24 protein-coding genes and 1 tRNA gene are annotated in these 24,037 nt (G+C 66.8%); 1 reads left to right on the top strand and 24 read right to left on the bottom strand.

Features of this window, described 5'->3' with window-relative positions; all coding sequences use genetic code 11:
* Window positions 1-25: 25 nt before the first annotated feature.
* Together PK606_RS00425 and hemN are read right to left on the bottom strand one after the other, a co-directional pair.
* Entirely contained in the window at window positions 26-703 is a 678-nt protein-coding gene (locus PK606_RS00425) for a sulfite exporter TauE/SafE family protein (protein ID WP_324559410.1), read from the bottom strand.
* A gap of 164 nt (window positions 704-867) precedes the next feature.
* Window positions 868-2,250 carry an oxygen-independent coproporphyrinogen III oxidase gene (gene hemN, locus PK606_RS00420; protein ID WP_324559408.1) on the bottom strand — a complete coding sequence of 461 codons (1,383 nt, stop codon included), beginning with the start codon at window positions 2,248-2,250 and terminating at the stop codon, window positions 868-870.
* Between the two features lie 189 nt (window positions 2,251-2,439).
* Here hemN and fnr point away from each other — a divergent pair, with 189 nt between their 5' ends.
* Window positions 2,440-3,159, top strand: a complete 720-nt coding sequence (gene fnr / locus PK606_RS00415; RefSeq protein WP_324559406.1) for a fumarate/nitrate reduction transcriptional regulator Fnr — start codon at window positions 2,440-2,442, stop codon at window positions 3,157-3,159.
* Between the two features lie 35 nt (window positions 3,160-3,194).
* Here fnr and PK606_RS00410 read toward each other — a convergent pair whose 3' ends face one another.
* The 22 genes from PK606_RS00410 to pnp all read right to left on the bottom strand — a co-directional run bounded on the left by PK606_RS00410 (window position 3,195) and on the right by pnp (window position 23,890).
* Window positions 3,195-3,671: a DUF1178 family protein gene (locus PK606_RS00410; protein ID WP_324559404.1), complete on the bottom strand. Its 477-nt coding sequence runs from the start codon at window positions 3,669-3,671 to the stop codon at window positions 3,195-3,197.
* Entirely contained in the window at window positions 3,668-4,264 is a 597-nt protein-coding gene (locus PK606_RS00405) for an NUDIX domain-containing protein (protein WP_324559402.1), read from the bottom strand. Before PK606_RS00405 ends, PK606_RS00410 begins: the two co-directional genes overlap by 4 nt.
* Window positions 4,264-4,563, bottom strand: a complete 300-nt coding sequence (locus PK606_RS00400) for a DUF2818 family protein (protein WP_324559400.1) — start codon at window positions 4,561-4,563, stop codon at window positions 4,264-4,266. Before PK606_RS00400 ends, PK606_RS00405 begins: the two co-directional genes overlap by 1 nt.
* A 9-nt stretch (window positions 4,564-4,572) precedes the next feature.
* Window positions 4,573-6,060, bottom strand: coding sequence for an NADH-quinone oxidoreductase subunit NuoN (gene nuoN, locus PK606_RS00395; RefSeq protein ID WP_324559398.1), 1,488 nt, complete (start codon window positions 6,058-6,060; stop codon window positions 4,573-4,575).
* Window positions 6,061-6,073: 13 nt separating this feature from the next.
* Window positions 6,074-7,549: an NADH-quinone oxidoreductase subunit M gene (locus PK606_RS00390; RefSeq protein WP_324559396.1), complete on the bottom strand. Its 1,476-nt coding sequence runs from the start codon at window positions 7,547-7,549 to the stop codon at window positions 6,074-6,076.
* An 18-nt stretch (window positions 7,550-7,567) separates the two neighbouring features.
* Entirely contained in the window at window positions 7,568-9,583 is a 2,016-nt protein-coding gene (gene nuoL, locus PK606_RS00385; RefSeq protein WP_324559394.1) for an NADH-quinone oxidoreductase subunit L, read from the bottom strand.
* An 8-nt stretch (window positions 9,584-9,591) separates the two neighbouring features.
* Window positions 9,592-9,900, bottom strand: coding sequence for an NADH-quinone oxidoreductase subunit NuoK (gene nuoK / locus PK606_RS00380; protein ID WP_324559392.1), 309 nt, complete (start codon window positions 9,898-9,900; stop codon window positions 9,592-9,594).
* Window positions 9,897-10,568, bottom strand: a complete 672-nt coding sequence (locus PK606_RS00375; protein ID WP_324559390.1) for an NADH-quinone oxidoreductase subunit J — start codon at window positions 10,566-10,568, stop codon at window positions 9,897-9,899. Before PK606_RS00375 ends, nuoK begins: the two co-directional genes overlap by 4 nt.
* A gap of 27 nt (window positions 10,569-10,595) precedes the next feature.
* On the bottom strand, window positions 10,596-11,105 hold the full coding sequence (gene nuoI, locus PK606_RS00370; protein ID WP_324559388.1) for an NADH-quinone oxidoreductase subunit NuoI: 510 nt from the start codon (window positions 11,103-11,105) through the stop codon (window positions 10,596-10,598).
* Window positions 11,106-11,121: 16 nt separating this feature from the next.
* Window positions 11,122-12,198, bottom strand: coding sequence for an NADH-quinone oxidoreductase subunit NuoH (nuoH, locus tag PK606_RS00365; RefSeq protein ID WP_324559387.1), 1,077 nt, complete (start codon window positions 12,196-12,198; stop codon window positions 11,122-11,124).
* Complete coding sequence (gene nuoG, locus PK606_RS00360) at window positions 12,195-14,309, bottom strand: NADH-quinone oxidoreductase subunit NuoG (protein WP_324559385.1); 2,115 nt, start codon at window positions 14,307-14,309, stop codon at window positions 12,195-12,197. The genes nuoH and nuoG overlap by 4 nt, the downstream gene beginning before the upstream one ends.
* Window positions 14,310-14,327: 18 nt before the next feature.
* Window positions 14,328-15,674 (bottom strand): NADH-quinone oxidoreductase subunit NuoF, encoded by a 1,347-nt coding sequence (gene nuoF / locus PK606_RS00355; protein ID WP_324559383.1) that lies wholly within the window; start codon window positions 15,672-15,674, stop codon window positions 14,328-14,330.
* 2 nt (window positions 15,675-15,676) lie between these two features.
* A complete protein-coding gene (gene nuoE / locus PK606_RS00350; protein ID WP_324559381.1) occupies window positions 15,677-16,195 on the bottom strand; it encodes an NADH-quinone oxidoreductase subunit NuoE in 519 nt (172 codons plus the stop codon).
* Entirely contained in the window at window positions 16,192-17,445 is a 1,254-nt protein-coding gene (locus PK606_RS00345) for an NADH-quinone oxidoreductase subunit D (protein ID WP_324559379.1), read from the bottom strand. Before PK606_RS00345 ends, nuoE begins: the two co-directional genes overlap by 4 nt.
* 31 nt (window positions 17,446-17,476) lie before the next feature.
* A complete protein-coding gene (locus PK606_RS00340) occupies window positions 17,477-18,085 on the bottom strand; it encodes an NADH-quinone oxidoreductase subunit C (protein ID WP_324559377.1) in 609 nt (202 codons plus the stop codon).
* A 3-nt stretch (window positions 18,086-18,088) separates the two neighbouring features.
* Entirely contained in the window at window positions 18,089-18,568 is a 480-nt protein-coding gene (locus PK606_RS00335; RefSeq protein WP_324559375.1) for a NuoB/complex I 20 kDa subunit family protein, read from the bottom strand.
* A gap of 41 nt (window positions 18,569-18,609) precedes the next feature.
* Entirely contained in the window at window positions 18,610-18,969 is a 360-nt protein-coding gene (locus PK606_RS00330; protein WP_324559373.1) for an NADH-quinone oxidoreductase subunit A, read from the bottom strand.
* 50 nt (window positions 18,970-19,019) lie between these two features.
* Window positions 19,020-19,104: transfer RNA gene (locus PK606_RS00325), tRNA-Leu, on the bottom strand.
* 133 nt (window positions 19,105-19,237) lie between these two features.
* Window positions 19,238-19,708, bottom strand: coding sequence for a preprotein translocase subunit SecG (secG, locus tag PK606_RS00320; RefSeq protein WP_324559371.1), 471 nt, complete (start codon window positions 19,706-19,708; stop codon window positions 19,238-19,240).
* Between the two features lie 39 nt (window positions 19,709-19,747).
* A complete protein-coding gene (gene tpiA / locus PK606_RS00315; protein ID WP_324559369.1) occupies window positions 19,748-20,497 on the bottom strand; it encodes a triose-phosphate isomerase in 750 nt (249 codons plus the stop codon).
* A 2-nt stretch (window positions 20,498-20,499) separates the two neighbouring features.
* Window positions 20,500-21,513: an NAD(P)H-quinone oxidoreductase gene (locus PK606_RS00310; protein WP_324559367.1), complete on the bottom strand. Its 1,014-nt coding sequence runs from the start codon at window positions 21,511-21,513 to the stop codon at window positions 20,500-20,502.
* Window positions 21,514-21,577: 64 nt separating this feature from the next.
* Entirely contained in the window at window positions 21,578-23,890 is a 2,313-nt protein-coding gene (gene pnp / locus PK606_RS00305) for a polyribonucleotide nucleotidyltransferase (protein WP_324559365.1), read from the bottom strand.
* Window positions 23,891-24,037 lie beyond the last annotated feature (147 nt).

The following is a 24,037-nucleotide window of genomic DNA, read 5'->3' as shown; positions in this document are numbered from 1 at the left end:
CGGCTGGCCGCGCTGGCGCCGCAGCTCAGCCGCCCGGCGTCACGCACCAGGGCGCCTGGTCGTGCGCCAGCCCCATCCACAGGCCCCAGCCCGCGGTCAGCAGCAGCGCCAGGCCAGCGATGCGCATGCTCCAGGCGCCGCGTCCGCCGAAGCGCAGCAGCAGCCAGGGTCCGGCCCACAGCGAGATGCCGGAGCCGAGCGCGAACAGCGCCATCACCATGGCACCGCCCGCCACGCTGCCGGCCAGCGAGGCCACCAGCAACGCCGAATACAGCAGGCCGCAGGGCAGCAGCGCCCAGGCCACGCCCAGGCCGAGCGGCGCCACCAGGCCCATCGACTGCGTTGCCGCGCGCACCCTGCCCCAGACCCGGCGCGCGCCCGTTTCCAGCCACACCGGCTGGCGCGCGTAGATCAGCAGCATCAGGCCCATCAGCACCGCGGCGATGTGCACCATGGTCCAGGCCGGACGCAGCGCCGCCGATTGGATGGTCAGCCAGCCCAGGCCCTGCATGGTGGCGGCCGCCAGCGCACCCAGCGCCGAGTAGCCGACGATCCGGCCGACCTGGAACATCGAGATCGCCTGCGTTCCGCGCGGCGCCGCCGCCTGGCCGATGCCGGCGCAGGCCGCGCCGCACATGGCGATGCAGTGCGGGCCACCGGCCACGCCCATCAGCAAGGCGGTCAGGGCGAGAGAGGTTTGCATGGACGGAGTATGTCGGTCTCGGCCGAACGGCGCTGTTAATCACTCGAAAGGCCGCGGAGCAGGCCCTGCAGGGACGCCGTGCTCGGGGTCCCCCCGAGCACCAGCGTCGTCCCCCTCAGGGGGATGGCGCCGCAGGCGACTCAGGGGGAGCAAGGTTCCGGAGGTCAAATAATTTTCGAGAAACGCGCGCGGGTCCGATCCGCCTGCAGGTACTTGTCGAAAACCATCGCCACGCCGCGCACGAAGAACCAGCCGATGGCGCTGAGTTCGATGCCGGTATCGCTGAGCTGGACCAGACCCTGGGCCTGCATGCCGCGCAGGGTTTCCAGTTCGGTCGCGAAGTAGTCGCGGAAGTCGATCAGGTGCGCTGCCTCGATCGATTCGTACAGCACCTCGCCCTGGCACATCAGCGCCATGATGACGCTGCGGCGCAGCAGGTCGTCGCGCGAGACCGCCAGCCCGCGCACCACCGGCAGATGGCCATGGTCGAGCAGCCCCTGGTATTCCTCCAGCGACTTGGCGTTCTGGCTGTAGGTGGCGCCGACCTTGCCGATCGCCGACACGCCGAGGCCGATCAGGTCGCAGTCGGGCTGCGTGCTGTAGCCCTGGAAGTTGCGGTGCAGCCGGCCCTGGCGCTTGGCCACGGCGAGCGCGTCGTTCGGCAGGGCGAAATGGTCCATGCCGACGTAGACGTAGCCGACCTCCTCGAACTTGGCCAGCGAGCGCGCCAGCATCGCCACCTTGCTGGACGCGCCCGGCAGGTCGGCGGCGATGATGCGCCGCTGCGGCTTGAAGCGCTCGGGCAGGTGCGCGTACGCGTACAGCGCGATGCGGTCGGGCCGCAGTTCGGCCACCTGCGCCAGCGTGCGGTCGAAGGACTCGGGCGTCTGCTTGGGCAGGCCGTAGATCAGGTCGACGTTGACCGACTCGAAGCCGAGCCGGCGCGCCGCCGCCACCAGCGCGAACACCTTCTCGACCGGCTGGATGCGGTGCACCGCCTTCTGCACAATGGGGTCGAAATCCTGCACGCCGAAGGACAGGCGGTTGAAGCCCAGCTTGGCCAGCGTGGCCAGGCGCGCTTCGTCGACGGTGCGCGGATCGACCTCGATCGAGTACTCGCCGCCCGGCACCAGGTTGAAGTTGCGGCGCAGCATGGCCATCAACTCGCCCAGCTCGTCGTCGCTGAAGAAGGTCGGCGTGCCGCCGCCCAGGTGCAGCTGGCTGACCGACTGGCCGCTGCCGATGCGCTGCACGTGCAGCTCGACCTCCTTGGTCAGGTAGCGCAGGTAGGGCAGGCTGCGCTCGTGGTGCTTGGTGATGATCTTGTTGCAGGCGCAGTAGTAGCACAGCGACTCGCAGAACGGGATGTGCACGTACAGCGACAGCGGCAGCGCCATGGCGGACGGCCCGGTGCGGCGCTGCTCCAGCGCCTGGATGTATTCGGCTTCGCCAAAGGCCTCGACGAAGCGGTCCGCGGTCGGGTAGGAGGTGTAGCGCGGGCCGGGAACGTCGAACTTCGTCAGCAGGTCGGTGGTGATGGCGGGCATGTAAGCGGTTCCTTCTGGTCAACGATTAATGTGGCCGGACAGCGAAAGCCTTTCCTTGACGATGGTCAATGCAATCGGACGGCTGGCGGCGGGAATTGCTCCGGATCAAGTCCAAGCGGCCAAGCGGCCTCATCGCCTAGAATGCGGCTGCATGCCGAAGCGTGCCTTTGCATTCATTTCCTGCACCGAATGACTCCCCAGACCATCAAAGTCGCCTGCTCCAACTGCAACCTGCGCGAGTTGTGCATGCCGATGGGGCTGTCGGGAACCGAGATGAGCAAGCTCGATGGCCTGGTCGGGACGCGGCGCAAGATCAAGCGCGGCGCGGCGCTGTTCTCCAACGGCGAGCGCTTCAACGCGCTCTATGCCATCCGCACCGGCTTCTTCAAGACCTGCATCGCCACCGAGGACGGGCGCGACCAGGTCACGGGCTTCCAGATGGCGGGCGAGATCATCGGGCTCGACGGCATCGTCGGCGACCGCCACATGTGCGATGCGATCGCGCTGGAGGATGCCGAAGTCTGCGTGATGCCCTACGACCGCATCGAGGAGTTGTCGCGCGAGGTGCCGGCGCTGCAAAGCCACGTGCACAAGATCATGAGCCGCGAGATCGTGCGCGAGCACGGCGTGATGCTGCTGCTGGGCAGCATGCGCGCGGAGGAGCGGCTGGCCGCCTTCCTGCTGAACCTGGTGCAGCGCCTGCATTCGCGCGGCTTCTCGCAGTCCGAGTTGGTGCTGCGCATGACGCGCGAGGAAATCGGCAGCTACCTGGGCCTGAAGCTGGAGACCGTGAGCCGCACCTTCTCCAAGTTCGCCGAGGAAGGCATCGTCGAGGTCAAGCAGCGGCATGTGCGAATCCTGGATACCGAGGCGCTGCGCAGCATCGTCAACCCGCCGGTCTGCCACTGAGCAGCGGCGCGGCGCCCTGCCGCTCCATCCGCACCTTACTGCAGGGGTTCCTTGAGTCCGGCCGGGATCGGCAGCGGCAGCACCGCGATGCCCTCGTCGAGCAATTCCTCGGTCTGTTCGCGCGTGGCCTGGCCGCGGATGCCGCGCTGCTCCGACTCGCCGTAGTGGATGCGGCGCGCTTCCTCGCTGAAGCGCTCGCCCACGTCCTCGGTCTGCGCCAGCACCCGGCGCACCATCTGCATCCAGGCAGCCTGCATAGCGGCTGGTGGCAACGATGCCACGGCGGCATCCGATGACAGCCCATCCGCCCTGCCCTGCGCCGGCGCTGGTTCGGCCGTCCCCGCGCCGCTCAGATTGAGCCGCGGCGCGCTCGGCAGCTTGGCGATGCCCTTGTCGCCGCACAGCGGGCACTCCAGCAGTTCATCACCGAGCTGGCCGAGGTAGTCCTCCTCGGAGGCAAACCAGCCTTCGAACGAATGGCCGTGGGTGCATTGCAGATCGAGTACTTTCATGGCCCTGGGTCACCGGCGACCGGCCGCCAATCCAGCGGCCAGCTCCCGTTGAGCGTATTTTGGACCCAAAGCGCGCCGATCAAGGTCTTGCCGTCGGTAATCCGGCCTTCGCGGCACCAGTCGTGCAACTGCTGCGGCGTCGCCGTGAAGACCTCGAGGAACTCGCCTTCGTCGAGCTTGCGCTGGCCCAGGCTGAGGCCGCGCGCGAACCAGATCTCGATGAACTCGGTCGAGTACGACACCGTCGGGTGCAGCAGGCCGGCGCGCGCCCACTCACGCGCCCGGTAGCCGGTTTCCTCCAGCAGTTCGCGCTGCGCGCACACCAGCGGCGCCTCGCCCTCGTCCAGCTTGCCGGCGGGAAACTCGATGATGGCCTGCCGGATCGGATAGCGGTACTGGCGCTCAAGCACCAGCTGCAGCGCGCCGTCCTCGCCTTCCAGCAGCGGAATGATCATCACCGCGCCGGGATGGCGCAGGTACTCGCGGTAGCTGGTGCTGCCGTCCGGCAGCCGCACCTGATCGCGGAAGGCGTGCAGGAAGTCGCCATGGATCAGCTCCTGGCTGCCGAGCGGGTGTTCCGTCAGGTCGGCCATCAGCGCCTGGCCAGGTAGCGGAACACGAAGCCGGGAAACGCCAGCGTCAGGAACAGCGTCGCGGTCACGGCGTAGAACTCCCAGCCCTGCGCATAGATCTGGCCGGCGCTCTTTTCCAGCGCCAGCCCGATGCCGCCGACAACGAAGTACCAGATCACCAGTTCCAGCAGGCGCAGCGCCAGCGACTTGCGGCCGCCGCGCAGCGGCAGCACGCCCATCAGGCGCTGGTTGACGAACGGCAGGTTGGCGGCGATGGCGGCCAGGACGATAAGCGTCCAGATGCTCGTGGTTTGCGACATCCTCGCCCGTCAGGAACCAAGCATCTGCACCACGGCCCGCGCGCACAGCGTCATCAGCGCCCCCGGCACCAGGCCCAGGATCAGCAGCAGCGCGCCGTTGAGCGACAGCACCGCGCGCATGTCGAGCGGCGCGCTGACCGGCCGGCTGTGGACCATCTCGTCGAAGTACATCACCTTGACCACGCGGATGTAGTAGAAGGCGCCGACCAGGGCCATCACGACGGCGAACACCGCCAGTGCGATCAGCCACGGCGAGCCGGTGCTGATCAGCGCCTGCAGCACCGACAGCTTGGCCTGGAAGCCGACCAGCGGCGGGATGCCCGCAAGCGAGAACAGGCAGATCGCCATGATGCCGGCGTACAGCGGGCTGCGCTGGTTGAGGCCGGCGAAGTCGGCGATCTCCTCGCTCTCGTAGCCCTCGTGCGCCAGCAGCATGATGATGCCGAAGCTGACCAGGGTCGTCAGCACGTAGACCACGGCGTAGAACATGGCCGAGCTGTAGGCGTTGGCCGCCAACGCGGTGCTGCCGTTGACCACACCGGCCAACAGGCCCATCAGCACGAAGCCCATGTGCGAGATGGTCGAGTAGGCCAGCATGCGCTTCAGGTTGGTCTGCGCGATCGCCGCCACGTTGCCGATGATGAGCGAGGCCACCGCCAGCACCGCCAGCATCTGCTGCCAGTCGATCGCCAGCGGCAGCAGGCCCTCCACCAGCAGCCGGATCGCCATGGCAAAGGCCGCCAGCTTGGGCGCCGTGCCGATCATCAGCGTCACGGCCGTCGGCGCGCCCTCATACACGTCGGGCAACCACATGTGAAACGGCACGGCGCCGAACTTGAAGGACATGCCGGAGACGATGAACACCAGCCCGAACACCAGCACCTGGTGGCGGATCTGGCCCGAGGCGATGGCCTTGAACACCTCGCCGATGTCGAGCGCGCCGGTGGCGCCGTAGACCATCGACAGGCCGTACAGCAGGAAGCCGGAGGCCATGGCACTCAGCACGAAGTACTTCATCGCCGCCTCGACCGCCACCACGTGGTCACGCCGCAGCGCCACCAGCGCGTAGCCGGCCAGCGCCATGCATTCCAGCCCCAGGTAGATGAGCAGGAAGTTGTTGGCCGAGATCATCACGTTGACGCCCAGCAGCTGCAGCAGGCTCAGCACGTACCACTCGCCGCCACGCAGCATGCCACGCTGGCTGACGTAGGTGCGGCTGTAGACGAAGACCACCAGCACCGCCAGCGCCGAGAAGCACTTGAGCCAGTTGGCCATCACGTCGCTGACCACCATGCCGCCGAAGCCGTAGACGGTCTGGCCGCCCATCGCGTACATCGCCGTCAGCCCCGCCACGCCCAGCAGCGTGAGGCAGGACAGCCAATAGGCCGCCATGCGGCGCGGGCTCTTGTCGAGCAGGTCGACCAGCAGCACCACGCAGGTCATGGCCAGGAGCACGATCTCCGGGTAGACGGCCATCCAACTGAATCTGTCAATCATTTGCTTTCAGTCCTCAGTTCAGCTTGGAGACCGCCGCCTGCTGGACCAGCTTGGCCACGGATGCGTCCATGACGTCGGTGAAGGGTTTCGGATACACGCCCATGCCGACCACCGCGATCGCCAGCAGCGCCAGCGCCGTGAACTCGCGGCCGTTGATGTCGAGCATCTGGCGCACGTCCTTGTTGGCGATGTCGCCGAAATAGACCCGCTTGAACATCCACAGGCTGTAGGCGGCGCCCGAGATCAGCGCGGTGGCCAGCATCAGGCCGAGCCAGAAATTCTCGCGCACCGAGGCCAGCACCACCATCCACTCGCCGACGAAGCCGGCCGTGCCCGGCAGGCCGCAGTTCGCCATGAAGAACAGCAGCGCGAAGGCGCCGAAGCGCGGCATGGTATTGACGACCCCGCCGTAGGCCGCGATCTCGCGCGAGTGCACCCGGTCGTACAGCACGCCGATGCACAGGAACATGGCGCCGGAGACGAAGCCGTGCGCGATCATCTGCACCAAGCCGCCGGAGATGCCGAGGTCGTTGAACAGGAAGAAGCCCATGGTGACGAAGCCCATGTGTGCCACCGACGAATAGGCCACCAGCTTCTTCATGTCCTGCTGCACCAGCGCCACCAGGCCGACGTAGATGACGGCGATCAGCGACAGCGCGATCATCAGCCAGGCCCATTCGCGCGAGGCGTCGGGCAGGATCGGCATCGAGAAGCGCACGAAGCCGTAAGCGCCCAGCTTGAGCATGATCGCCGCCAGCACCACCGAACCGCCGGTCGGCGCCTCGACGTGGGCGTCCGGCAGCCAGGTGTGCACCGGCCACATCGGCACCTTGACCGCGAAGGCCGCGAACATGGCGAAGAACAGCAGCGTCTGCGCGGTGCCCGACAGCGGCAGCTTGTGCCAGGTCGCGACGTCGAAGCTGCCACCCGAGACCGCGTACAGGTAGATGAAGCCGACCAGCATCAGGAACGAGCCGAGCAGCGTGTAGAGGAAGAACTTGAACGCCGCGTAGATCTTGTTCGGGCCGCCCCAGACGCCGATGATCAGGTACATCGGGATCAGCGTGGCCTCGAAGAAGAAGTAGAACAGGATGCCGTCGAGCGCCGAGAACACACCGACCATCAGGCCCGACAGGATCAGGAAGGCCGCCATGTACTGGTTGACTTTGCGCTGGATCACCTCCCAGCCGGCGATCACCACGATCACCGTGATGAAGGCCGTCAGCAGCACGAACCAGACCGACAGGCCGTCCACGCCCAGGTGGTAGTTGACGTTGAAGCGCTCGATCCAGCGCGTCTTCTCGACGAACTGCATCTCGGCGGTACCGAGCTTGAAGCCGGTGTATAGCGGCAGCGTCACCAGGAAGCTCAGCACCGAGCCGATCAGCGCGATCCAGCGCACCAGTCCGGCCTGACTCTCCCTCCCGAACGCCAGCAGCACGGCGCCGAACACGATCGGCGTCCAGATGGCAAGGCTCAACCAACCCATGTTGTTATCCCGTCTTCCTTACTTGTTGAGCCAGACGAAGTACGTCATCAGCACGAAGATGCCCAGGATCATGGCCAGGGCGTAGTGGTACAGGTAGCCGCTCTGCAGCCAGCGCATCACGCCGGAAGCCCAGCCCACCAGACGCCAGGAGCCGTTGACCATGGCGCCGTCGATCACCGCGCGGTCGCCGCCCTTCCACAGGCCGACGCCCAGGCCGCGCAGGCCGCGCGCGATCACGTTGATCCACAGCCAGTCCATGTAGTACTTGCTGTCGAGCAGCTTGTGGATCGGCGCGAACATGCGCTTGATCGCCGCCGGCGCCGCCGGGTTGATGATGTACAGGTACCAGCACAGCAGGAAGCCGGCCAGCGCCAGGTAGGTCGGCAGCGCCACGAAGCCGTGCAGGCCCATCGCCTGCCAGCCATGGATCGCCTGCGCCAGCGCGGCCATCGCCGGGTGCTTGGCGCCGTCGACCTTGATGGCGTCGTCGAAGAAGCCGCCGAACAGCATCGGCATCAGCGTCATGGCGCCGATCACCACCGACGGGATCGCCAGCAGCACCAGCGGCAGCCAGACCACCCAGGGCGACTCCTTCGGCTTGGCGTGGTGGTCGTGGCCGTGCCCGTGGTCGTCGTGGTGTGCGTCCGGGTTCTGGTCGTAGCGCTCGGGGCCGTGGAACACCATGAAGTACAGGCGGAACGAGTACACCGAGGTCACGAACACGCCGATCAGCACCGCCAGGTACGCAAAGCCCGAACCCGGCAGATTGCTCGACTGCACCGCCAGGATGATGGCTTCCTTGGAGTAGAAGCCGGCGAAGAACGGCGTGCCGATCAGCGCCAGAGTGCCGAGCAGGAAGGTGATCCAGGTCCAGGGCATGTACTTGCGCAGCCCGCCCATCCAGCGCATGTCCTGGTTGTGGTGCAGCGCGATGATCACCGAGCCGGCGCCCAGAAACAGCAGCGCCTTGTAGAACGCGTGCGTCATCAGGTGGAAGATCGCCGCCGAATAGGCCGAGGCACCGAGCGCCGCCGTCATGTAGCCCAGTTGCGACAGCGTCGAGTAGGCGATGACGCGCTTGATGTCGTTCTGCACGATGCCCAGGAAGCCCATGAACAGCGCCGTGATGGCGCCGATCACCAGCACGAAGTTGAGCGCCGCGTCCGACAGCTCGAACAGCGGCGACATGCGCGCCACCATGAAGATGCCGGCGGTCACCATGGTGGCCGCGTGGATCAGCGCCGAGATCGGCGTCGGGCCTTCCATCGAGTCCGGCAGCCAGACGTGCAGCGGGAACTGCGCCGACTTGCCCATGGCGCCGATGAACAGGCAGATGCAGATCACCGTCACCAGCAGCCAGTCGGTGCCGGGAAAGCCCATGGTGCCGAGCTCGCCCGCCTTGGCGAAGGTCTCGCCGTAGTTGAGCGTGCCGGCGTAGGCTGCCACCAGGCCGATGCCGACGATGAAGCCGAAGTCGCCCACGCGGTTGATCATGAACGCCTTCAGGTTGGCGAAGATCGCCGTCGGCCGCTTGAACCAGAAGCCGATCAGCAGGTACGACACCAGGCCCACCGCTTCCCAGCCGAAGAACAGCTGAAGGAAGTTGTTGCTCATCACCAGCATCAGCATCGAGAAGGTGAACAGCGAGATGTAGGAGAAGAAGCGGTTGTAGCCCTCGTCGTCGGCCATGTAGCCGATGGTGTAGATGTGCACCATCAGCGACACGAAGCTCACCACGCACATCATGGTGGCGGTGAGGCTGTCGATCAGGAAGCCGATCTCCATCTTCAGGCTGCCGACCGTCATCCATTCGTAGATGGTCGCATCGAAGCGCGCACCGTTCAGCACACTTTGCAGTGTCAGCGCCGACAGGATGAAGGAGATCAGCACACCGAGGATGGTGACGCTGTGCGAGGCCGTGCGGCCGATGCGGTTGCCGCCGAAGGCAGTGCCGAAGATGCCGGCGATCAGCGAGCCGGCCAGCGGCGCCAGCGGCACCGCCAGCAGTGTCGAAGCGGAGAGGGTCTGACTCATGGCTTGCCTTATCCCTTCAGCGCGTTGAGTTCGTCCACGTTGATGTTGGACTTGGCACGGAACAGCAGCATCAGGATCGCCAGGCCGATCGCCGCCTCGGCGGCGGCCACCGTCAGGATGAAGAACACGAACACCTGGCCGTGCATGTCGCCCAGGTAGTGCGAGAAGGCAACGAAGTTCATGTTCACCGCCAGCAGCATCAGCTCGATCGCCATCAGCAGCACGATCAGGTTCTTGCGGTTGAGGAAGATGCCGACCACCGCCAGCGCGAACAGGATCGCGCCCAGGGTCAGGTAATGGGCCAGGGACAGGGTCATTGCTTCAGCTCCTGCGCGGTGGCGGCGGCCGGCTCGGCGGCAGGCGGAGGCGCCTGCGTCGGCGCCATCTTGATGATCTCGAGGCGATCCCAGGCGTGCACACGCACCTGCTGGGCCGGATCGGTCCTCTTGTAGTCCTTGCGCTGGCGCAGCGTCAGCGCGATGGCGGCGACCATCGCCAGCAGCAGGATGACGGCGGCGATCTCCATCGGGTACAGGTACTCGGTATAGACCAGCTGGCCCAGCACCTTGGTGTTCGAGTACTGCACCACCTCACCGGCGGCGTTGGTCACGGTCTCTGGTATCAGCGGCGCCTCACCGGCGCGGAAACCGCCGAACAGCACCACCGCCATCTCCAGCGAGATCACGGCGCCGATGCCCAGCGCCAGCGGGAAATGACGCCAGAAACCCTGCCGCAGGCTGTCGATGTGGATGTCCAGCATCATCACCACGAACAGGAACAGCACCATCACCGCACCCAGGTACACCAGCACCAGCACGATCGCCAGGAACTCGGCCTTGAGCAGCAGCCAGACGCCGGCCGCCTGCGAGAAGGTCAGCATCAGGAACAGCACCGCGTGCACCGGGTTGCGCGCAGTGATCACCCGGAATGCTGCGAACAGCATCACGAGCGAGAACAGGTAGAAGAAGGCGGTCTTGACGTCCATGGGGCGTAGCGTGGTTGGGTAGCGCCTTCAGCGGTACTTGGCGTCGGCCGCACGGGCGGCCGCGATCTCGGACTCGTAGCGGTCGCCCACGGCCAGCAGCATTTCCTTGGTGAAATACAGGTCGCCGCGCTTTTCGCCGTGGTACTCGAGGATGTGGGTCTCGACGATCGAGTCGGTCGGGCAGCTCTCCTCGCAGAAGCCGCAGAAGATGCACTTGGTAAGGTCGATGTCGTAGCGTGTGGTGCGGCGCGTGCCGTCGGCGCGCTCGTCGCTCTCGATGGTGATCGCCACCGCCGGGCACACCGCCTCGCACAGCTTGCAGGCGATGCAGCGCTCCTCGCCGTTTTCATAGCGGCGCAGGGCGTGCAGGCCGCGGAAGCGCGGCGACAGCGGGGTCTTCTCTTCCGGGAACTGGATCGTGACCTTGCGGCTGAAGGCGTAGCGGCCGGTCAGGGCCATGCCCTCGAACAGGTCCCACAGCACGAAGCTGCGGAAGAAATCGCGTAGGGAAAAAGGTGAAACGGCGACGGAAGCCATGGTGCATCCTCCGTGGTCAATGCCAGATGTTCCATGGGCTGTGCATCCACAGGCCCACGACCACCAGCCAGATCAGCGTGACCGGAATGAATACCTTCCAGCCGAGCCGCATGATCTGGTCGTAGCGGAAGCGCGGGAAGGTGGCGCGAATCCAGATGAACATCGACACCACGACGACGGTCTTGATGCCGAGCCAGATCCAGCCCGGGATGAAGTCGAGCCAGGCCACCGGCGCCAGCCAGCCGCCCAGGAACATGATCACGGCCAGGATCGAGACCAGCCACATGCTGGCGTACTCGGCCAGGAAGAACACCGCGAAGCCCATGCCCGAGTACTCGACCATGTGGCCGGCCACGATCTCGGCCTCGCCCTCGACCACGTCGAACGGGTGGCGGTTGACCTCGGCGACGCCGGAGATCAGGTAGACGAAGAAGATCGGCAGCAGCGGCAGCCAGTTCCAGGACAGGAAGTTGAGGCCCATGCCGGCCGCCATGCCCTTGGCCTGGCCCAGCACGATGTCGGTCATGTTCATGCTGCCGGCCACCATCAGCACGATCAGGAAGCAGAAGCCCATGGCGATCTCGTAGCTGACCATCTGCGCCGAGGCCCGCAGCGCGCCCAGGAACGCGTACTTGGAGTTGGAGGCCCAGCCGGCGATGATGACGCCGTAGACCTCCATCGAGGTGATGGCGATGATCAGCAGCAGGCCGGCGTTGATGTTGGACAGCGCCGCCTCCGGGCCGAACGGGATCACCACCCAGGCCGCCAGCGCCGGCATGATGGCCATCAGCGGCCCGAGGAAGAACAGCGGCTTGTTGGCCGCGGTCGGGCGGATGATCTCCTTGGTCAGCAGCTTGACCGCGTCGGCGATCGGTTGCAGCAGGCCCCAGGGCCCGACGCGGTTGGGCCCGTGGCGTACCTGCATGTAGCCGAGCAGCTTGCGCTCCCACAGCGTCAGGTAGGCCACCGCGCCCATCAGCGGCAGCAGCAGCATCACGATCTTGATCAGGTTCCAGACCACCGGCCAGGTGACGCCGGTCCACCAGCCGCCGCTGAACAGCTGCAGGCCACCGTTGTAGAACGCGTCGATCATGCGCTGGCTCCTTCACGCGCGTCGGTCGTCAGTTGCAGCGAGGTCGCGCGGCGCACGATGCTGTCGAGCTGGTAGATGCCCACCACCGGCACGCTGGCGGCCGGGGAATCGAGCTGGATGGCAGCGCCGGTGCGGTTGCTCAGGCGCGCGCCGTCGACCATTTCGAGCGTCGTGCTGCCCAGCGCCTGCGCCAGCACGTCCTGCGAGCTGTCGCCGTCGACGCCGGCCACGCCCAGCAGGTCGCCCAGCACGCGCAGCACCTTCCAGGCCGGACGGGTCTCGCCGAGCGGGCGCACCGTGGCGTGAAAGCTCTGCACGCGCCCCTCGGCGTTGACGTAGGTGCCCGAGGTTTCGGTGAACGGCGCGATCGGCAGCAGCACGTCGCTGATGTCCAGGTTGGCCTTGAACGGGCTCAGGGTGACAACCATGTGGGCGCCGCTCAAGGGCCGTCCACCGGTGTCGGGACCCGGCTCGCAGTTCAGCAGCAGCGCCGCCTTCAGGCCGCCGGCCAGCATCTGCGCGGCGTTCAACCCGCCGGTGCCCGGCTCCGCGCCGACCAGTTGCGCGCCGACCGTGTTGGCGGCCTCGGTCAGGTAGCCCACCGTGGCGCCGGTCTGCTCGCCGATCCACTGGGCGAGCGCCAGCAGGCTGGACGCGTTGGGGTGCTGCGCCGCCGCGTTGCCCAGCAGCACGGCCTTGCTGCCCTCGGCCAGCAGGACCTGGGCGATGCTCCTGGCTGCGTCGGTGGCCTGGCCTTCGGCCGGCGCCGCGACGCCCTTGTCAGCCGCGATCGCCGCGGCCACGTCGGCCAGGCGCCGCGCCCAGTCGGCGGCTTCGGCCACCACGCTGGCGCGCAGCGGCATGGCCCAGGCATCGGCCTTCTTCAGCAGCGCCTGCGAGGTGATCACCGTCACGGCGGCGCCATGGCGCGCCGACTGGCGGATGCGCTGGGCGAACAGCGGATGGTCCTTGCGCAGGTTGGAGCCGACCACCAGCACGCCCTGCACTTCCGACAGCGAGGCGATCGAGGTGCCGAGCCAGCGCACGCCCTCGCTGGCACCGAACTCCTGCTGGCGCAGCCGGTGGTCGATGTTCTCGCTGCCCAGGCCGCGCACCAGGCCGGCGGCCAGGTGCAGTTCCTCCAGCGTGCTGTGCGGGCTGACCAGGGTGCCGATCGCCGCCGCGCCATGCTGCGACTTGATCTCCGTCAGGCCGTTGGCCACGTATTCGAGCGCGGTCTGCCAGTCGACTTCCTTCCACTCGCCGCCCTGCTTGAGCATCGGCTTGGCCAGGCGTTCATCGCTGTTGAGCGCCTCATAGGAGAAGCGGTCGCGGTCGGCGATCCAGCACTCGTTGACCTGCTCGTTCTCCAGCGGCACCACGCGCATGACGCGGTTGTTCTTGACCTGCACCACCAGGTTGGCGCCGGTCGAGTCGTGCGGACTGACGCTGCGTCGGCGCGACAGCTCCCAGGTGCGGGCTGAGTAGCGGAACGGCATGCTGGTCAGCGCGCCGACCGGGCACAGGTCGATCATGTTGCCCGACAGCTCTGAATCGACCGACTGGCCGACGAAGGTCTCGATCTCGGACCATTCGCCGCGGTTCGACATGCCGAACTCCATCACGCCGCCGATCTCCTGGCCGAAGCGCACGCAGCGGGTGCAGTGGATGCAGCGCGTCATCTCCTTGGTCGAGATCAGCGGGCCGACCTCCTTTGCCTTGACCACGCGCTTTTCCTCGCCGAAGCGCGAGGCCGAGGCGCCGTAGCCGACGGCCAGGTCCTGCAGCTGGCATTCGCCGCCCTGGTCGCAGATCGGGCAGTCGAGCGGGTGGTTGATGAGCAGGAACTCCATCACCGACTTCTGCGCCTTGATGGCCTTCTCGTTCTGCGTGTGCACCACCATGCCCTGCGTCACCGGGGTGGCGCAGGCCGGCATCGGCTTGGGCATCTTCTCCACGTCCACCAGGCACATGCGGCAGTTGGCGGCGATGGACAGTTTCTTGTGATAGCAGAAGTGCGGAATGTAGGTGCCCGCCTTCTCGGCCGCATGCATCACCATGCTGCCTTCCGGCACCTCGACCTTTCTGCCGTCGATCTCGATTTCAACCATGGCTATTCGTCCGATCCCTCAGGACGCCTTCTTCTGAGCGGCGTCGATCTTGGCCGCGAACTCGTGCCGGAAATGCTTGACCATGGCCCGCACCGGCATCGCCGCGGCATCGCCCAGCGCGCAGATGGTGCGGCCGATGATGTTCTCGGCCACGTTGTCGAGCTTGTCGATGTCCTCCGGCCGGCCCTCGCCGTGCTGGATCCGGTGGCCCATGCGCCACAGCCAGCCAGTGCCTTCGCGGCACGGCGTGCACTGGCCGCAGGATTCGTGCATGTAGAAGTACGACAGGCGCGTCAGCGTCTCGACCATGTCGCGCCGCTCGTCCATCACGATCACCGCGCCCGAGCCCAGCATGGAGCCAGCCTTGGCGATCGAGTCGTAGTCCATGGTGCACTGCATCATGATCTCGGCCGGCAGCACCGGCGACGAGGAGCCGCCCGGGATCACCGCCTTCAGCGCGCGGCCGCCGCGCATACCGCCGGCGAGCTCGAGCAGCTTGGCGAACGGCGTGCCCATCGGAATCTCGTAGTTGCCGGGCCGCTCGACGTCGCCCTGGATCGAGAAAATCTTGGTGCCGCCGTTGTTCGGCTTGCCGCAGTCCAGGTAGGCCTGGCCGCCGTGGCGGATCAGCCAGGGCGTAGCGGCAAAGGTCTCGGTGTTGTTGATGGTGGTCGGCTTGCCGTAGAGGCCGAAGCTGGCCGGGAACGGCGGCTTGAAGCGCGGCTCGCCCTTCTTGCCTTCGAGCGATTCGAGCAGCGCGGTCTCCTCGCCGCAGATGTAGGCGCCGAAGCCGTGGTGCGCGTGCAGCTGGAAGTCGAACTGGCTGCCGAGGATGCCGCGCCCCAGATAGCCGGCCTCGCGCGCCTGCTCGATGGCTTCCTCGAAGCGCTCGTAGACGCGGAAGATCTCGCCGTGGATGTAGTTGTAGCCGACACTGGCGCCCATGGCGTAGGCGGCGATCGCCATGCCCTCGATCACCGTGTGCGGGTTGTACATCAGGATGTCGCGGTCCTTGAAAGTGCCGGGCTCGCCCTCGTCGGAGTTGCACACCAGGTACTTCTGGCCGGGGAAGTTGCGCGGCATGAAGCTCCACTTCAGGCCGGTCGGGAAACCCGCGCCACCGCGCCCGCGCAGGCTGGAGATCTTCAGCTCGGCGATGACCTCGTCCTGCGTCATGCCGGGACCGCCGTCGGCGCCCAGGATCTTGCGCAGCGCCTTGTAGCCGTCGCGCGCCTCGTAGTCCTTCAGGCCCCAGTTGCGGCCGTCCAGCCCGGCATAGATCTGCGGGCTGATGTGGCGGCCATGGAAGCAGCTGCTCTGGCCGTCGGCCTGGAACTGGGCCAGGACGTCTTGCACACTCGCCATGGTCAGTCCTCCGCCGCGCGCAGGCCGTCGACCAGCTTGTCGAGCCGGTCGTCGGTCATGAAGCTGCACATGCTGCGGTCGTTCACCAGCAGCACCGGCGCGTCGCCACAGGCGCCCAGGCATTCGCAGGGCTGCACCGTGAACTCGCCGTCGGCGGTGGTGCCGTAGGGCTCGATGCCGAGCTTGTCGCACAGGTGCTTGAGCGCCTCGGGGCCGCCGGCGAACATGCACGGCGCGTTGGTACACACCACCAGCTTGAAGCGGCCGACCGGCTGCTGGTTGTACATGTTGTAGAAGGTCGTGACCTCGTGCACGGCCATCGGCGGCATGCCCAGGTAGTCGGCCACGGCCTGCTCGCTCTCGGAGCTGATCCAGCCCTGCTCCTGCTGCACGATGGCCAGGCAGGCCATCACGGCGGACTGCTTCTTGTCGGCCGGGTACTTGGCGACCTCGCGCGCGAAGCGCGCCAGGGTGGTCTCGGAAAACGGTGCCGTGGGCGTGGATGCGACGGCTGTGCTCATCGATCGATCTCTCCAAACACGATGTCCAGCGTGCCGATGATGGCCACCGCGTCGGTCAGCATGTGGCCGCGGGTCAGCTCGTCAAAGGCCGACAGGTGCACGAAGCCCGGCGGACGGATCTTCATGCGGTAGGGCTTGTTGGCGCCGTCGCTGATCAGATAGATGCCGAACTCGCCCTTGGGGTGCTCGACCCCGGCATAGGCCTCGCCCTCGGGCACGTGCATGCCCTCGGTGAACAGCTTGAAGTGGTGGATCAGATCCTCCATGCCGCTCTTCATCTTCTCGCGCGGCGGCGGCGCCACCTTGTGGTTGTCGACGATCACCGGGCCCGGGTTGGCGCGCAGCCAGTCGATGCACTGGCGGATGATGCGGTTGGACTCGCGCATCTCCTGTACCCGCACCAGGTAGCGGTCGTAGCTGTCGCCGGTCTTGCCGACCGGGATGTCGAAGTCGATCCGGTCGTAGACCTCGTAGGGCTGCTTCTTGCGCAGGTCCCAGGCCACACCGCTGCCGCGCAGCATCGGGCCGGTGAGACCCAGGTTCAGGGCTCGCTCGGCCTCCACCACGCCGATGCCGACGGTGCGCTGCTTCCAGATGCGGTTCTCGGTGAACAGGATCTCGTACTCGTCGATGCGCTTGGGGAAGTGGTCGGTAAAGTCCTCGATGAAGTCCAGCAGCGAACCCTGGCGGTTGGCGTTGATCCGCTCCAGCGCCTTGGCGCTGCGCACCTTGCTGGCCTTGTACTGCGGCATGCTGTCCGGCAGGTCGCGGTACACGCCGCCGGGGCGGAAGTAGGCCGCGTGCATGCGCGCGCCCGACACCGCCTCGTACATGTCGAACAGGTCCTCCCGCTCGCGGAAGGTGTAGATCAGCATGGTCGACGAGCCGCAGTCGTTGCCGTGCGAGCCGAGCCACATCAGGTGGTTCATGATGCGCGTGATCTCGCTGTACATCACGCGGATGTACTGGGCGCGAATCGGCACTTCGATGCCCAGCAGCTTCTCGATCGCCAGGCAGTAGGCGTGCTCGTTGCACATCATCGAGCAGTAGTCCAGCCGGTCCATGTAGGGCAGCGACTGGATGAAGGTCTTGTGCTCGGCCAGCTTCTCGGTGGCGCGGTGCAGCAGGCCGACGTGCGGGTCGGCGCGGTGCACCACCTCGCCGTCCATCTCCAGCACCAGGCGCAGCACGCCGTGCGCAGCCGGGTGCTGCGGACCGAAGTTCAGGGTGTAGTTCTTGATTTCAGCCATGGTCAAAAGCCGGACACGCCTTGCCGCGCGTTCAGAGCACGTCTCCGTACTTCTCCTCGCGGATCACGCGCGGGGTGACCTCGCGTGGCTCGATCGTCACCGGCTCGTAGATCACGCGCTGGCGCTCGGCGTCGTAGCGCATCTCGACGTGGCCCGACAGCGGGAAGTCCTTGCGGAAGGGATGGCCGATGAAGCCGTAGTCGGTCAGGATGCGGCGCAGGTCGGCATGGCCCTCGAACACGATGCCGTACAGATCGAAGGCCTCGCGCTCGAACCAGTTGGTGCCGCTCCAGAGATCGGTGACCGAAGCCACCACCGGGAACTCGTCGTCGGCGCAGAACACCCGCACGCGCACGCGCTGGTTGAGACTCACCGACAGCAGGTGTGAAACGACGGCGAAGCGCTGGCCTTCCCAGCGGCCGTCGCCGTAGGTCGAGTAGTCGACCCCGCACAGGTCGATCAGCTGCTCGAACTGGCAGCCGGCGGCGTCGCGCAGGGTGCGCATCACCTCGTGGTAGTGCGCCGGCTTGACGGTCACCGTGACCTCGCCCAGCGCGACGCTCACCTGCTGCGCCTGCGTGCCCAGCGTGGTGGCGATGGTGTCCTTGAGTGCTTCGGGTGCGATTGCGATGTCGGCCATGCTCTAAGTCCGTGCAAAGGTATGGGTACGTCGCACCTTCTGCTGCAACTGGATGATGCCGTACAGCAGCGCCTCGGCCGTCGGCGGGCAGCCCGGCACGTAGACGTCGACCGGCACGATGCGGTCGCAGCCGCGCACCACCGAATAGCTGTAGTGGTAGTAGCCGCCGCCGTTGGCGCACGAGCCCATCGAGATCACCCAGCGCGGCTCGGCCATCTGGTCGTACACCTTGCGCAGCGCCGGCGCCATCTTGTTGCACAGCGTGCCGGCAACGATCATCAGGTCCGACTGGCGCGGACTGGCGCGGAACACCTCGGCGCCGAAGCGCGCGATGTCGTATCGCGCGGCCGCCGCGTGCATCATCTCGACGGCGCAGCAGGCGAGCCCGAAGGTCACCGGCCACAGCGAACCGGTCTTGGCCCAGTTCACCGCCGCATCGATGCCGGTGAGCATGAAGCCCTTCTGTTGGAAGTCGTTATTCATGGTGAATTTCCTCTCGGGGATGTTCACGGCCGAAGCGCCGCTCACTCCCAGTCGAGTGCACCTTTCTTCCATTCATACACGAATCCAACCAGCAGAATCGTGAGGAAGATCAGGACCGCGACAAAACCGGTCATGCCCACGTCCTTGAGCACCACGGCCCAGGGAAACAGGAAGGCGATCTCGAGGTCGAACAGGATGAAGAGGATGGCGACCAGGTAGTAGCGCACGTCGAACTTCATGCGCGCATCCTCGAAGGCCTCGAAGCCACACTCGTACGGCGAGTTCTTGGCCGGATCGGCCTTGTGCGGCTTGAGGAAGTTGCCCATGGCCAGACACAAAGCGCCGACCGCCAGTCCCACCAAGATGAACAAGAGAACGGGGAGGTAGTCGGCAAGATTCATGGGGCTTCCTGTTGGCAGCGGCCATCGGCCCGCTGCGCTCATCTAATTCCTGGTGCCGTCGGCGAGACTCGAACTCGCACAGCTTTCGCCACTACCCCCTCAAGATAGCGTGTCTACCAATTTCACCACGACGGCAGCTGGTTGTTTTTTTCACTTCGGGCCGGCACTTGAGGCGTCGGGTGCAAGCGTGCGAAGCATCTAGGAGTTTACCCTGAAAAACCACGGTTCCCGAGCTAAACCGCGGCTTTTCAAACAGCTTTCAGCCAGCTTACTGACCCGGGATTTGCGCCGCGCCAGTGGCCGGTGCAGGCGTCGGTGCCGGCACCTCGGCAGCCGCCTTCGGCGCCGCCGATTCACCGGTCGGAATCGCCGCCGCGGCATCACCCGAGGCCGCCGGTACCGGCACCGCCGCACCGGGCACCGCTGCGGAAGCAGCAGGCGCCGGCGCGCTCACCGGTGCCCGATCGAGCACGCTGGAGCCCGTCGACGGCTCCGTGCGCACGCTGAAGCCGAAATAGGCCAGCGCCAGCGTGCTGGCCAGGAACACCGTGGCCAGCACCGCCGTCGCGCGCGACAGGAAGTTGGCGCTGCCGCTGGCGCCGAACAGGCTGCCGGATGCGCCACTGCCAAACGCCGCGCCCATGTCGGCGCCCTTGCCGTGCTGCATCAGGATCAGGCCGATCATCACCACCGCCGACACGATCTGCAGCACCAGCACCAGGTTCAGGACAACATTCATTCGTTCACTCCAACAACACTCCGGCAGCCACCCTCGCCTTCAGCGGGCGGCGGCCACGATCTTCAGGAAATCGGCCGCCTTCAGCGCAGCACCGCCGATCAGGCCGCCATCGATGTCCGGCTGCGCCAGCAGCTCCGCGGCATTGCCCGCGTTCATGCTGCCGCCATACAGGATGCGCATGTCGTCGGCCTGGCTGGTCGCGGCCTTCAGCTGCGCACGCAGCACCGCGTGCACGGCCTGGGCCTGCGCCGGCGTCGCGGTCTTGCCGGTGCCGATGGCCCACACCGGCTCGTAGGCCACCACGATGCGGCCGACGTCGTCGCCGTTCAGGTGGATCACCGCCGACAGCTGGCGCCGGACGATGAACTCGGTCATGCCCTCGTCGTGCTCGCGCAGCGTCTCGCCGACGCACACGATCGGCGTGATGCCCGCCGACAGCGCGCGCTTGACCTTGATCGCCACGTGCACGTCGGTCTCGGCCTGGTGCTGGCGCCGCTCGCTGTGGCCGACGATGACGTAGCGCACGCCGAAGTCCTGCAGCATGGTGGCCGAGATGTCGCCGGTGAAGGCGCCGTTCTCGTGCTGCGACACGTTCTGCGCGCCCAGCGCAATCGCCTGGCTGCCCGCCAGCAGCGCCTGCACCTGGCCCAGGTAGGCGCCGGGCGGGCACACCGCGACGTCGCAAGCCGGCTGGCCGATACCGGCCAGCAAGTCCTGCACCAGCGCCTGGTTGGCGGCCAGGCTGCCGTTCATCTTCCAGTTGCCGGCGATGAGTTTTCTTCTGCTCATGGTCAGTTCCAGGTCAATACGATCTTGCCGACGTGGCGCCCGCTTTCCATCAGCGCGTGCGCCCGCGCGGCGCCGCTGGGCAGTCCGTCGCCGGCCTCGGTGGCGGCGAACACGCTGTGGATCACCGGTCTGACGCGACCCTGCTCCAGCCACGGCCACACGTTGCGCTTCAGCGCCTGGGCGATGGCGCCCTTGAAAGCCACCGGGCGCGGGCGCAGCGTCGATCCGGTGATGGTCAGGCGCTTGCGCAGCACCAGGCCGGCGTTGAAATCGGCCTTGCTGCCGCCTTGCAGCGCGATGATGACGATGCGGCCGTCCTCGGCCAGGCACTCCACCTCGCGCTTCACATAGTCGCCAGCGACCATGTCGAGGATCACGTCGACGCCCTTGCCGCCGGTGATCTTCTTCGCTTCCTCGGCGAAGTCGGCTTCACGGTAGTTGATCGCGTGGTCAGCACCCAGTTTCAGGCACTCGGCGCACTTCTCGTCCGAGCCGGCCGTCACGATGATGGTGGCGCCAGCCGCCTTGCCGAGCTGGATCGCCGTCACGCCGATGCCGCTGGTGCCGCCCTGCACCAGCAGGGTTTCGCCGGCCTGCAGACGGCCGCGGTCGAACACGTTGCTCCAGACGGTGAAGAAGGTCTCCGGCAGCGAAGCCGCCTCGACATCGCTCAAGCCGTCGGGCACTGGCAGGCACTGCGGCACCGGAGCGACGCAGTATTCGGCGTAGCCACCGCCGGCCACCAGGGCGCAGACCCGGTCGCCCGGCTTCAGCCCCGCGGCCGCCATGGCCGCGGCATCGCCCGACTCGATCACGCCGGCAATCTCCAGCCCCGGCAGATCCGAGACACCCGGCGGCATCGGGTAGTGGCCGGTGCGCTGCAGTACATCGGGGCGGTTCACGCCCGAGGCGCTGACGCGGATCAGCAACTCGCCCTCGCCGGCCACCGGCAGCGGCCGCTCGACCGGCACCAGCACCTCGGGTGCGCCGTATTCGCGGATCTCGATTGCCTTCATGTCGACACCAGTGATTCGTTCAAGCACGTGGATCGGTCAGCCGCCGCAAGCAGAGCCGACCGCATCACTCGTCCCGGTCGGCGGCCTCTTCGACGCTCTCGGCCGGCGCTGCGCGCTCGTCACGATCGGCGCGCTCGCCACGCGGCGGACGGTCACCGCGATCTCCACGCTCACCGCGCGAAGAACGGTCGCCCCGGTCGCCGCGATCCCCACGCTCGCCACGCGGCTCACGCGGCGGGCGATCGTCGCCATGGCCATTGCCATCGCGCGCCGGGCGATCCAGCAGCGCCTTCATCGACAGCTTGATGCGGCCCTTGTCGTCGGTCTCCAGCACCTTGACCTTGACCACCTGGCCTTCCTGCAGGTAGTCGCTGACCTTCTCGACGCGCTCGTGCGCGATCTGGCTGATGTGCAGCAGGCCGTCCTTGCCGGGCAGGATGTTGACCAGCGCGCCGAACTCCAGCAGCTTGGTGATCGGGCCTTCGTAGACCTGGCCCACCTCGGCCTCGGCCGTGATGGCCTCGATGCGGCGCTTGGCGTCGTCGGCCTTGGCGGCGTCGTTGCTGGCGATGGTGATGGTGCCGTCCTCGGCGATGTCGATGGTGGTGCCGGTCTCTTCCGTCAGCTGGCGGATGGTGGCGCCGCCCTTGCCGATCACGTCGCGGATCTTCTCCGGGTTGATCTTCATGGTGTAGAGCTTGGGCGCCCACGAGCTGATCTCGGCGCGTGCTTCGCCCATGGCTTCCTGCATCTTGCCCAGGATGTGCATGCGCGCTTCCTTGGCCTGCGCCAGCGCAACCTGCATGATCTCCTTGGTGATGCCCTGGATCTTGATGTCCATCTGCAGCGCGGTGATGCCGTTGGTGGTGCCGGCCACCTTGAAGTCCATGTCGCCCAGGTGGTCCTCGTCGCCCAGGATGTCGGTCAGCACGGCAAAGCGGTTGCCTTCCTTGATCAGGCCCATGGCGATGCCCGCGACGTGCGCCTTCATCGGCACGCCGGCGTCCATCAGCGACAGGCAGCCGCCGCACACCGAGGCCATCGACGAGGAGCCGTTGGATTCGGTGATCTCCGACACCACGCGGATGGTGTAGGGGAACTCGGCGCGATCCGGCAGCAGCGGCACCAGCGCGCGCTTGGCGAGGCGGCCGTGGCCGATCTCGCGTCGCTTGGTCGAGCCCATGCGGCCCGCCTCGCCGGTGGCAAACGGCGGCATGTTGTAGTGGAACAGGAAGTAGTCCTCGAACTCGCCGGCCAGCGCGTCGATGCGCTGCGCGTCGCGCTCGGTGCCCAGCGTCGTCACCACCAGCGCCTGCGTCTCGCCGCGCGTGAACAGCGCCGAGCCGTGGGTGCGCGGCAGCACGCTGTTGCGGATCTCGATCGGGCGCACAGTGCGCGTGTCGCGGCCGTCGATGCGCGGTTCGCCGGCCAGGATCTGGTCGCGCACGATGCGCGCCTCGACCTCGAACAGCAGGTTGTCGAGCTTGACGGCATCGAACTCGACGCCCTGTGCGGTCAGCTCGGCCTTGACCGCGGCCGACGCCTCGCGCAGCGCCTGCGTGCGGGCCTGCTTGCTGCGGATCTGGTAGGCGGCGCGCAGCTTGTCCTCGGCGGCGGCATTGACCTTGGCGATGAAGTCCTCGTCCTTGGCCTCGGGCGCCCAGCTGCCGCTCTCGGTCCACAGCGGCTTGCCGGCCTCGCGCACCAGCTCATGGATGGCCTCGATGGCGATCCGGCCCTGCTCGTGGCCGAACACCACGCCACCCAGCATCACGTCCTCGCTCAGCTGGTCGGCCTCGGACTCGACCATCAGCACGGCCGATTCGGTGCCAGCCACCACCAGGTCGAGCTTGCTGTTGGCACGCGCCGACCGGGCCGGGTTGAGCACGTACTCGCCGTTGATGTAGCCCACGCGCGCGGCGCCGATCGGGCCGTTGAACGGGATGCCGCTGATCGACAGCGCGGCGCTCACGCCCAGCATGGCGGCGATGTCGGCGTCGACCTCGGGGTTCAGCGACAGCGTGTGGATGACCACGTGCACTTCGTTGAAGAAGCCGTCCGGGAACAGCGGGCGGATCGGGCGGTCGATCAGGCGGCTGGTCAGCGTCTCGAGCTCGCTCGGCTTGGCCTCGCGCTTGAAGAAGCTGCCCGGGATCTTGCCGGCGGCGTAGGCCTTCTCGATGTAGTCCACGGTCAGCGGGAAGAAGTCCTGGCCCGGCTTGGCCTGCTTGCTCGCCGCCACGGTCGCCAGCACCACGGTGCCGTCGATCTCCACCAGCACGGCGCCGGCGGCCTGGCGGGCGAACTCACCGGTTTCCATGACGACGGTCCTGTCGCCCCACTGGAATGTCTTGGTGACCTTGTTGAACATGCTCATGCTAACTCCTGTCTTGATAGCTGCATCGGCAGGACAGTCCTGCCTGAAGGCCGGACAGGACTCAGAACACGATGCCATTCCATGAACCGCCGCGGCTGCCCGTCAGCACCTGATGGAATGACACAGCTTCAGCTTCTGAAACCCTGC

Origin of the sequence: Ottowia sp. (assembly GCF_035444425.1) — a bacterium.
Taxonomy (GTDB): Bacteria; Pseudomonadota; Gammaproteobacteria; order Burkholderiales; family Burkholderiaceae_C; genus Ottowia.
This window is presented reverse-complemented; position numbering and strand designations above follow the sequence as displayed.

Coding starts and splice junctions, on each gene's coding strand:
- hemN (WP_324559408.1), bottom strand. CDS start 2,250: ATGCCCGCCATCACCACCGACCTGCTGACGAAGTTCGACGTTCCCGGC.
- PK606_RS00410 (WP_324559404.1), bottom strand. CDS start 3,671: ATGAAAGTACTCGATCTGCAATGCACCCACGGCCATTCGTTCGAAGGC.
- tpiA (WP_324559369.1), bottom strand. CDS start 20,497: ATGAGCAGAAGAAAACTCATCGCCGGCAACTGGAAGATGAACGGCAGC.
- fnr (WP_324559406.1), top strand. CDS start 2,440: ATGACTCCCCAGACCATCAAAGTCGCCTGCTCCAACTGCAACCTGCGC.
- PK606_RS00310 (WP_324559367.1), bottom strand. CDS start 21,513: ATGAAGGCAATCGAGATCCGCGAATACGGCGCACCCGAGGTGCTGGTG.
- secG (WP_324559371.1), bottom strand. CDS start 19,708: ATGAATGTTGTCCTGAACCTGGTGCTGGTGCTGCAGATCGTGTCGGCG.
- PK606_RS00405 (WP_324559402.1), bottom strand. CDS start 4,264: ATGGCCGACCTGACGGAACACCCGCTCGGCAGCCAGGAGCTGATCCAT.
- nuoG (WP_324559385.1), bottom strand. CDS start 14,309: ATGGTTGAAATCGAGATCGACGGCAGAAAGGTCGAGGTGCCGGAAGGC.
- nuoL (WP_324559394.1), bottom strand. CDS start 9,583: ATGAGTCAGACCCTCTCCGCTTCGACACTGCTGGCGGTGCCGCTGGCG.
- nuoN (WP_324559398.1), bottom strand. CDS start 6,060: ATGATTGACAGATTCAGTTGGATGGCCGTCTACCCGGAGATCGTGCTC.
- pnp (WP_324559365.1), bottom strand. CDS start 23,890: ATGAGCATGTTCAACAAGGTCACCAAGACATTCCAGTGGGGCGACAGG.
- nuoE (WP_324559381.1), bottom strand. CDS start 16,195: ATGAGCACAGCCGTCGCATCCACGCCCACGGCACCGTTTTCCGAGACC.
- PK606_RS00375 (WP_324559390.1), bottom strand. CDS start 10,568: ATGGACGTCAAGACCGCCTTCTTCTACCTGTTCTCGCTCGTGATGCTG.
- nuoK (WP_324559392.1), bottom strand. CDS start 9,900: ATGACCCTGTCCCTGGCCCATTACCTGACCCTGGGCGCGATCCTGTTC.
- PK606_RS00345 (WP_324559379.1), bottom strand. CDS start 17,445: ATGGCTGAAATCAAGAACTACACCCTGAACTTCGGTCCGCAGCACCCG.
- PK606_RS00330 (WP_324559373.1), bottom strand. CDS start 18,969: ATGAATCTTGCCGACTACCTCCCCGTTCTCTTGTTCATCTTGGTGGGA.
- PK606_RS00425 (WP_324559410.1), bottom strand. CDS start 703: ATGCAAACCTCTCTCGCCCTGACCGCCTTGCTGATGGGCGTGGCCGGT.
- PK606_RS00400 (WP_324559400.1), bottom strand. CDS start 4,563: ATGTCGCAAACCACGAGCATCTGGACGCTTATCGTCCTGGCCGCCATC.
- PK606_RS00390 (WP_324559396.1), bottom strand. CDS start 7,549: ATGGGTTGGTTGAGCCTTGCCATCTGGACGCCGATCGTGTTCGGCGCC.
- nuoI (WP_324559388.1), bottom strand. CDS start 11,105: ATGGCTTCCGTCGCCGTTTCACCTTTTTCCCTACGCGATTTCTTCCGC.
- nuoH (WP_324559387.1), bottom strand. CDS start 12,198: ATGATCGACGCGTTCTACAACGGTGGCCTGCAGCTGTTCAGCGGCGGC.
- nuoF (WP_324559383.1), bottom strand. CDS start 15,674: ATGGCGAGTGTGCAAGACGTCCTGGCCCAGTTCCAGGCCGACGGCCAG.
- PK606_RS00340 (WP_324559377.1), bottom strand. CDS start 18,085: ATGGCCGACATCGCAATCGCACCCGAAGCACTCAAGGACACCATCGCC.
- PK606_RS00335 (WP_324559375.1), bottom strand. CDS start 18,568: ATGAATAACGACTTCCAACAGAAGGGCTTCATGCTCACCGGCATCGAT.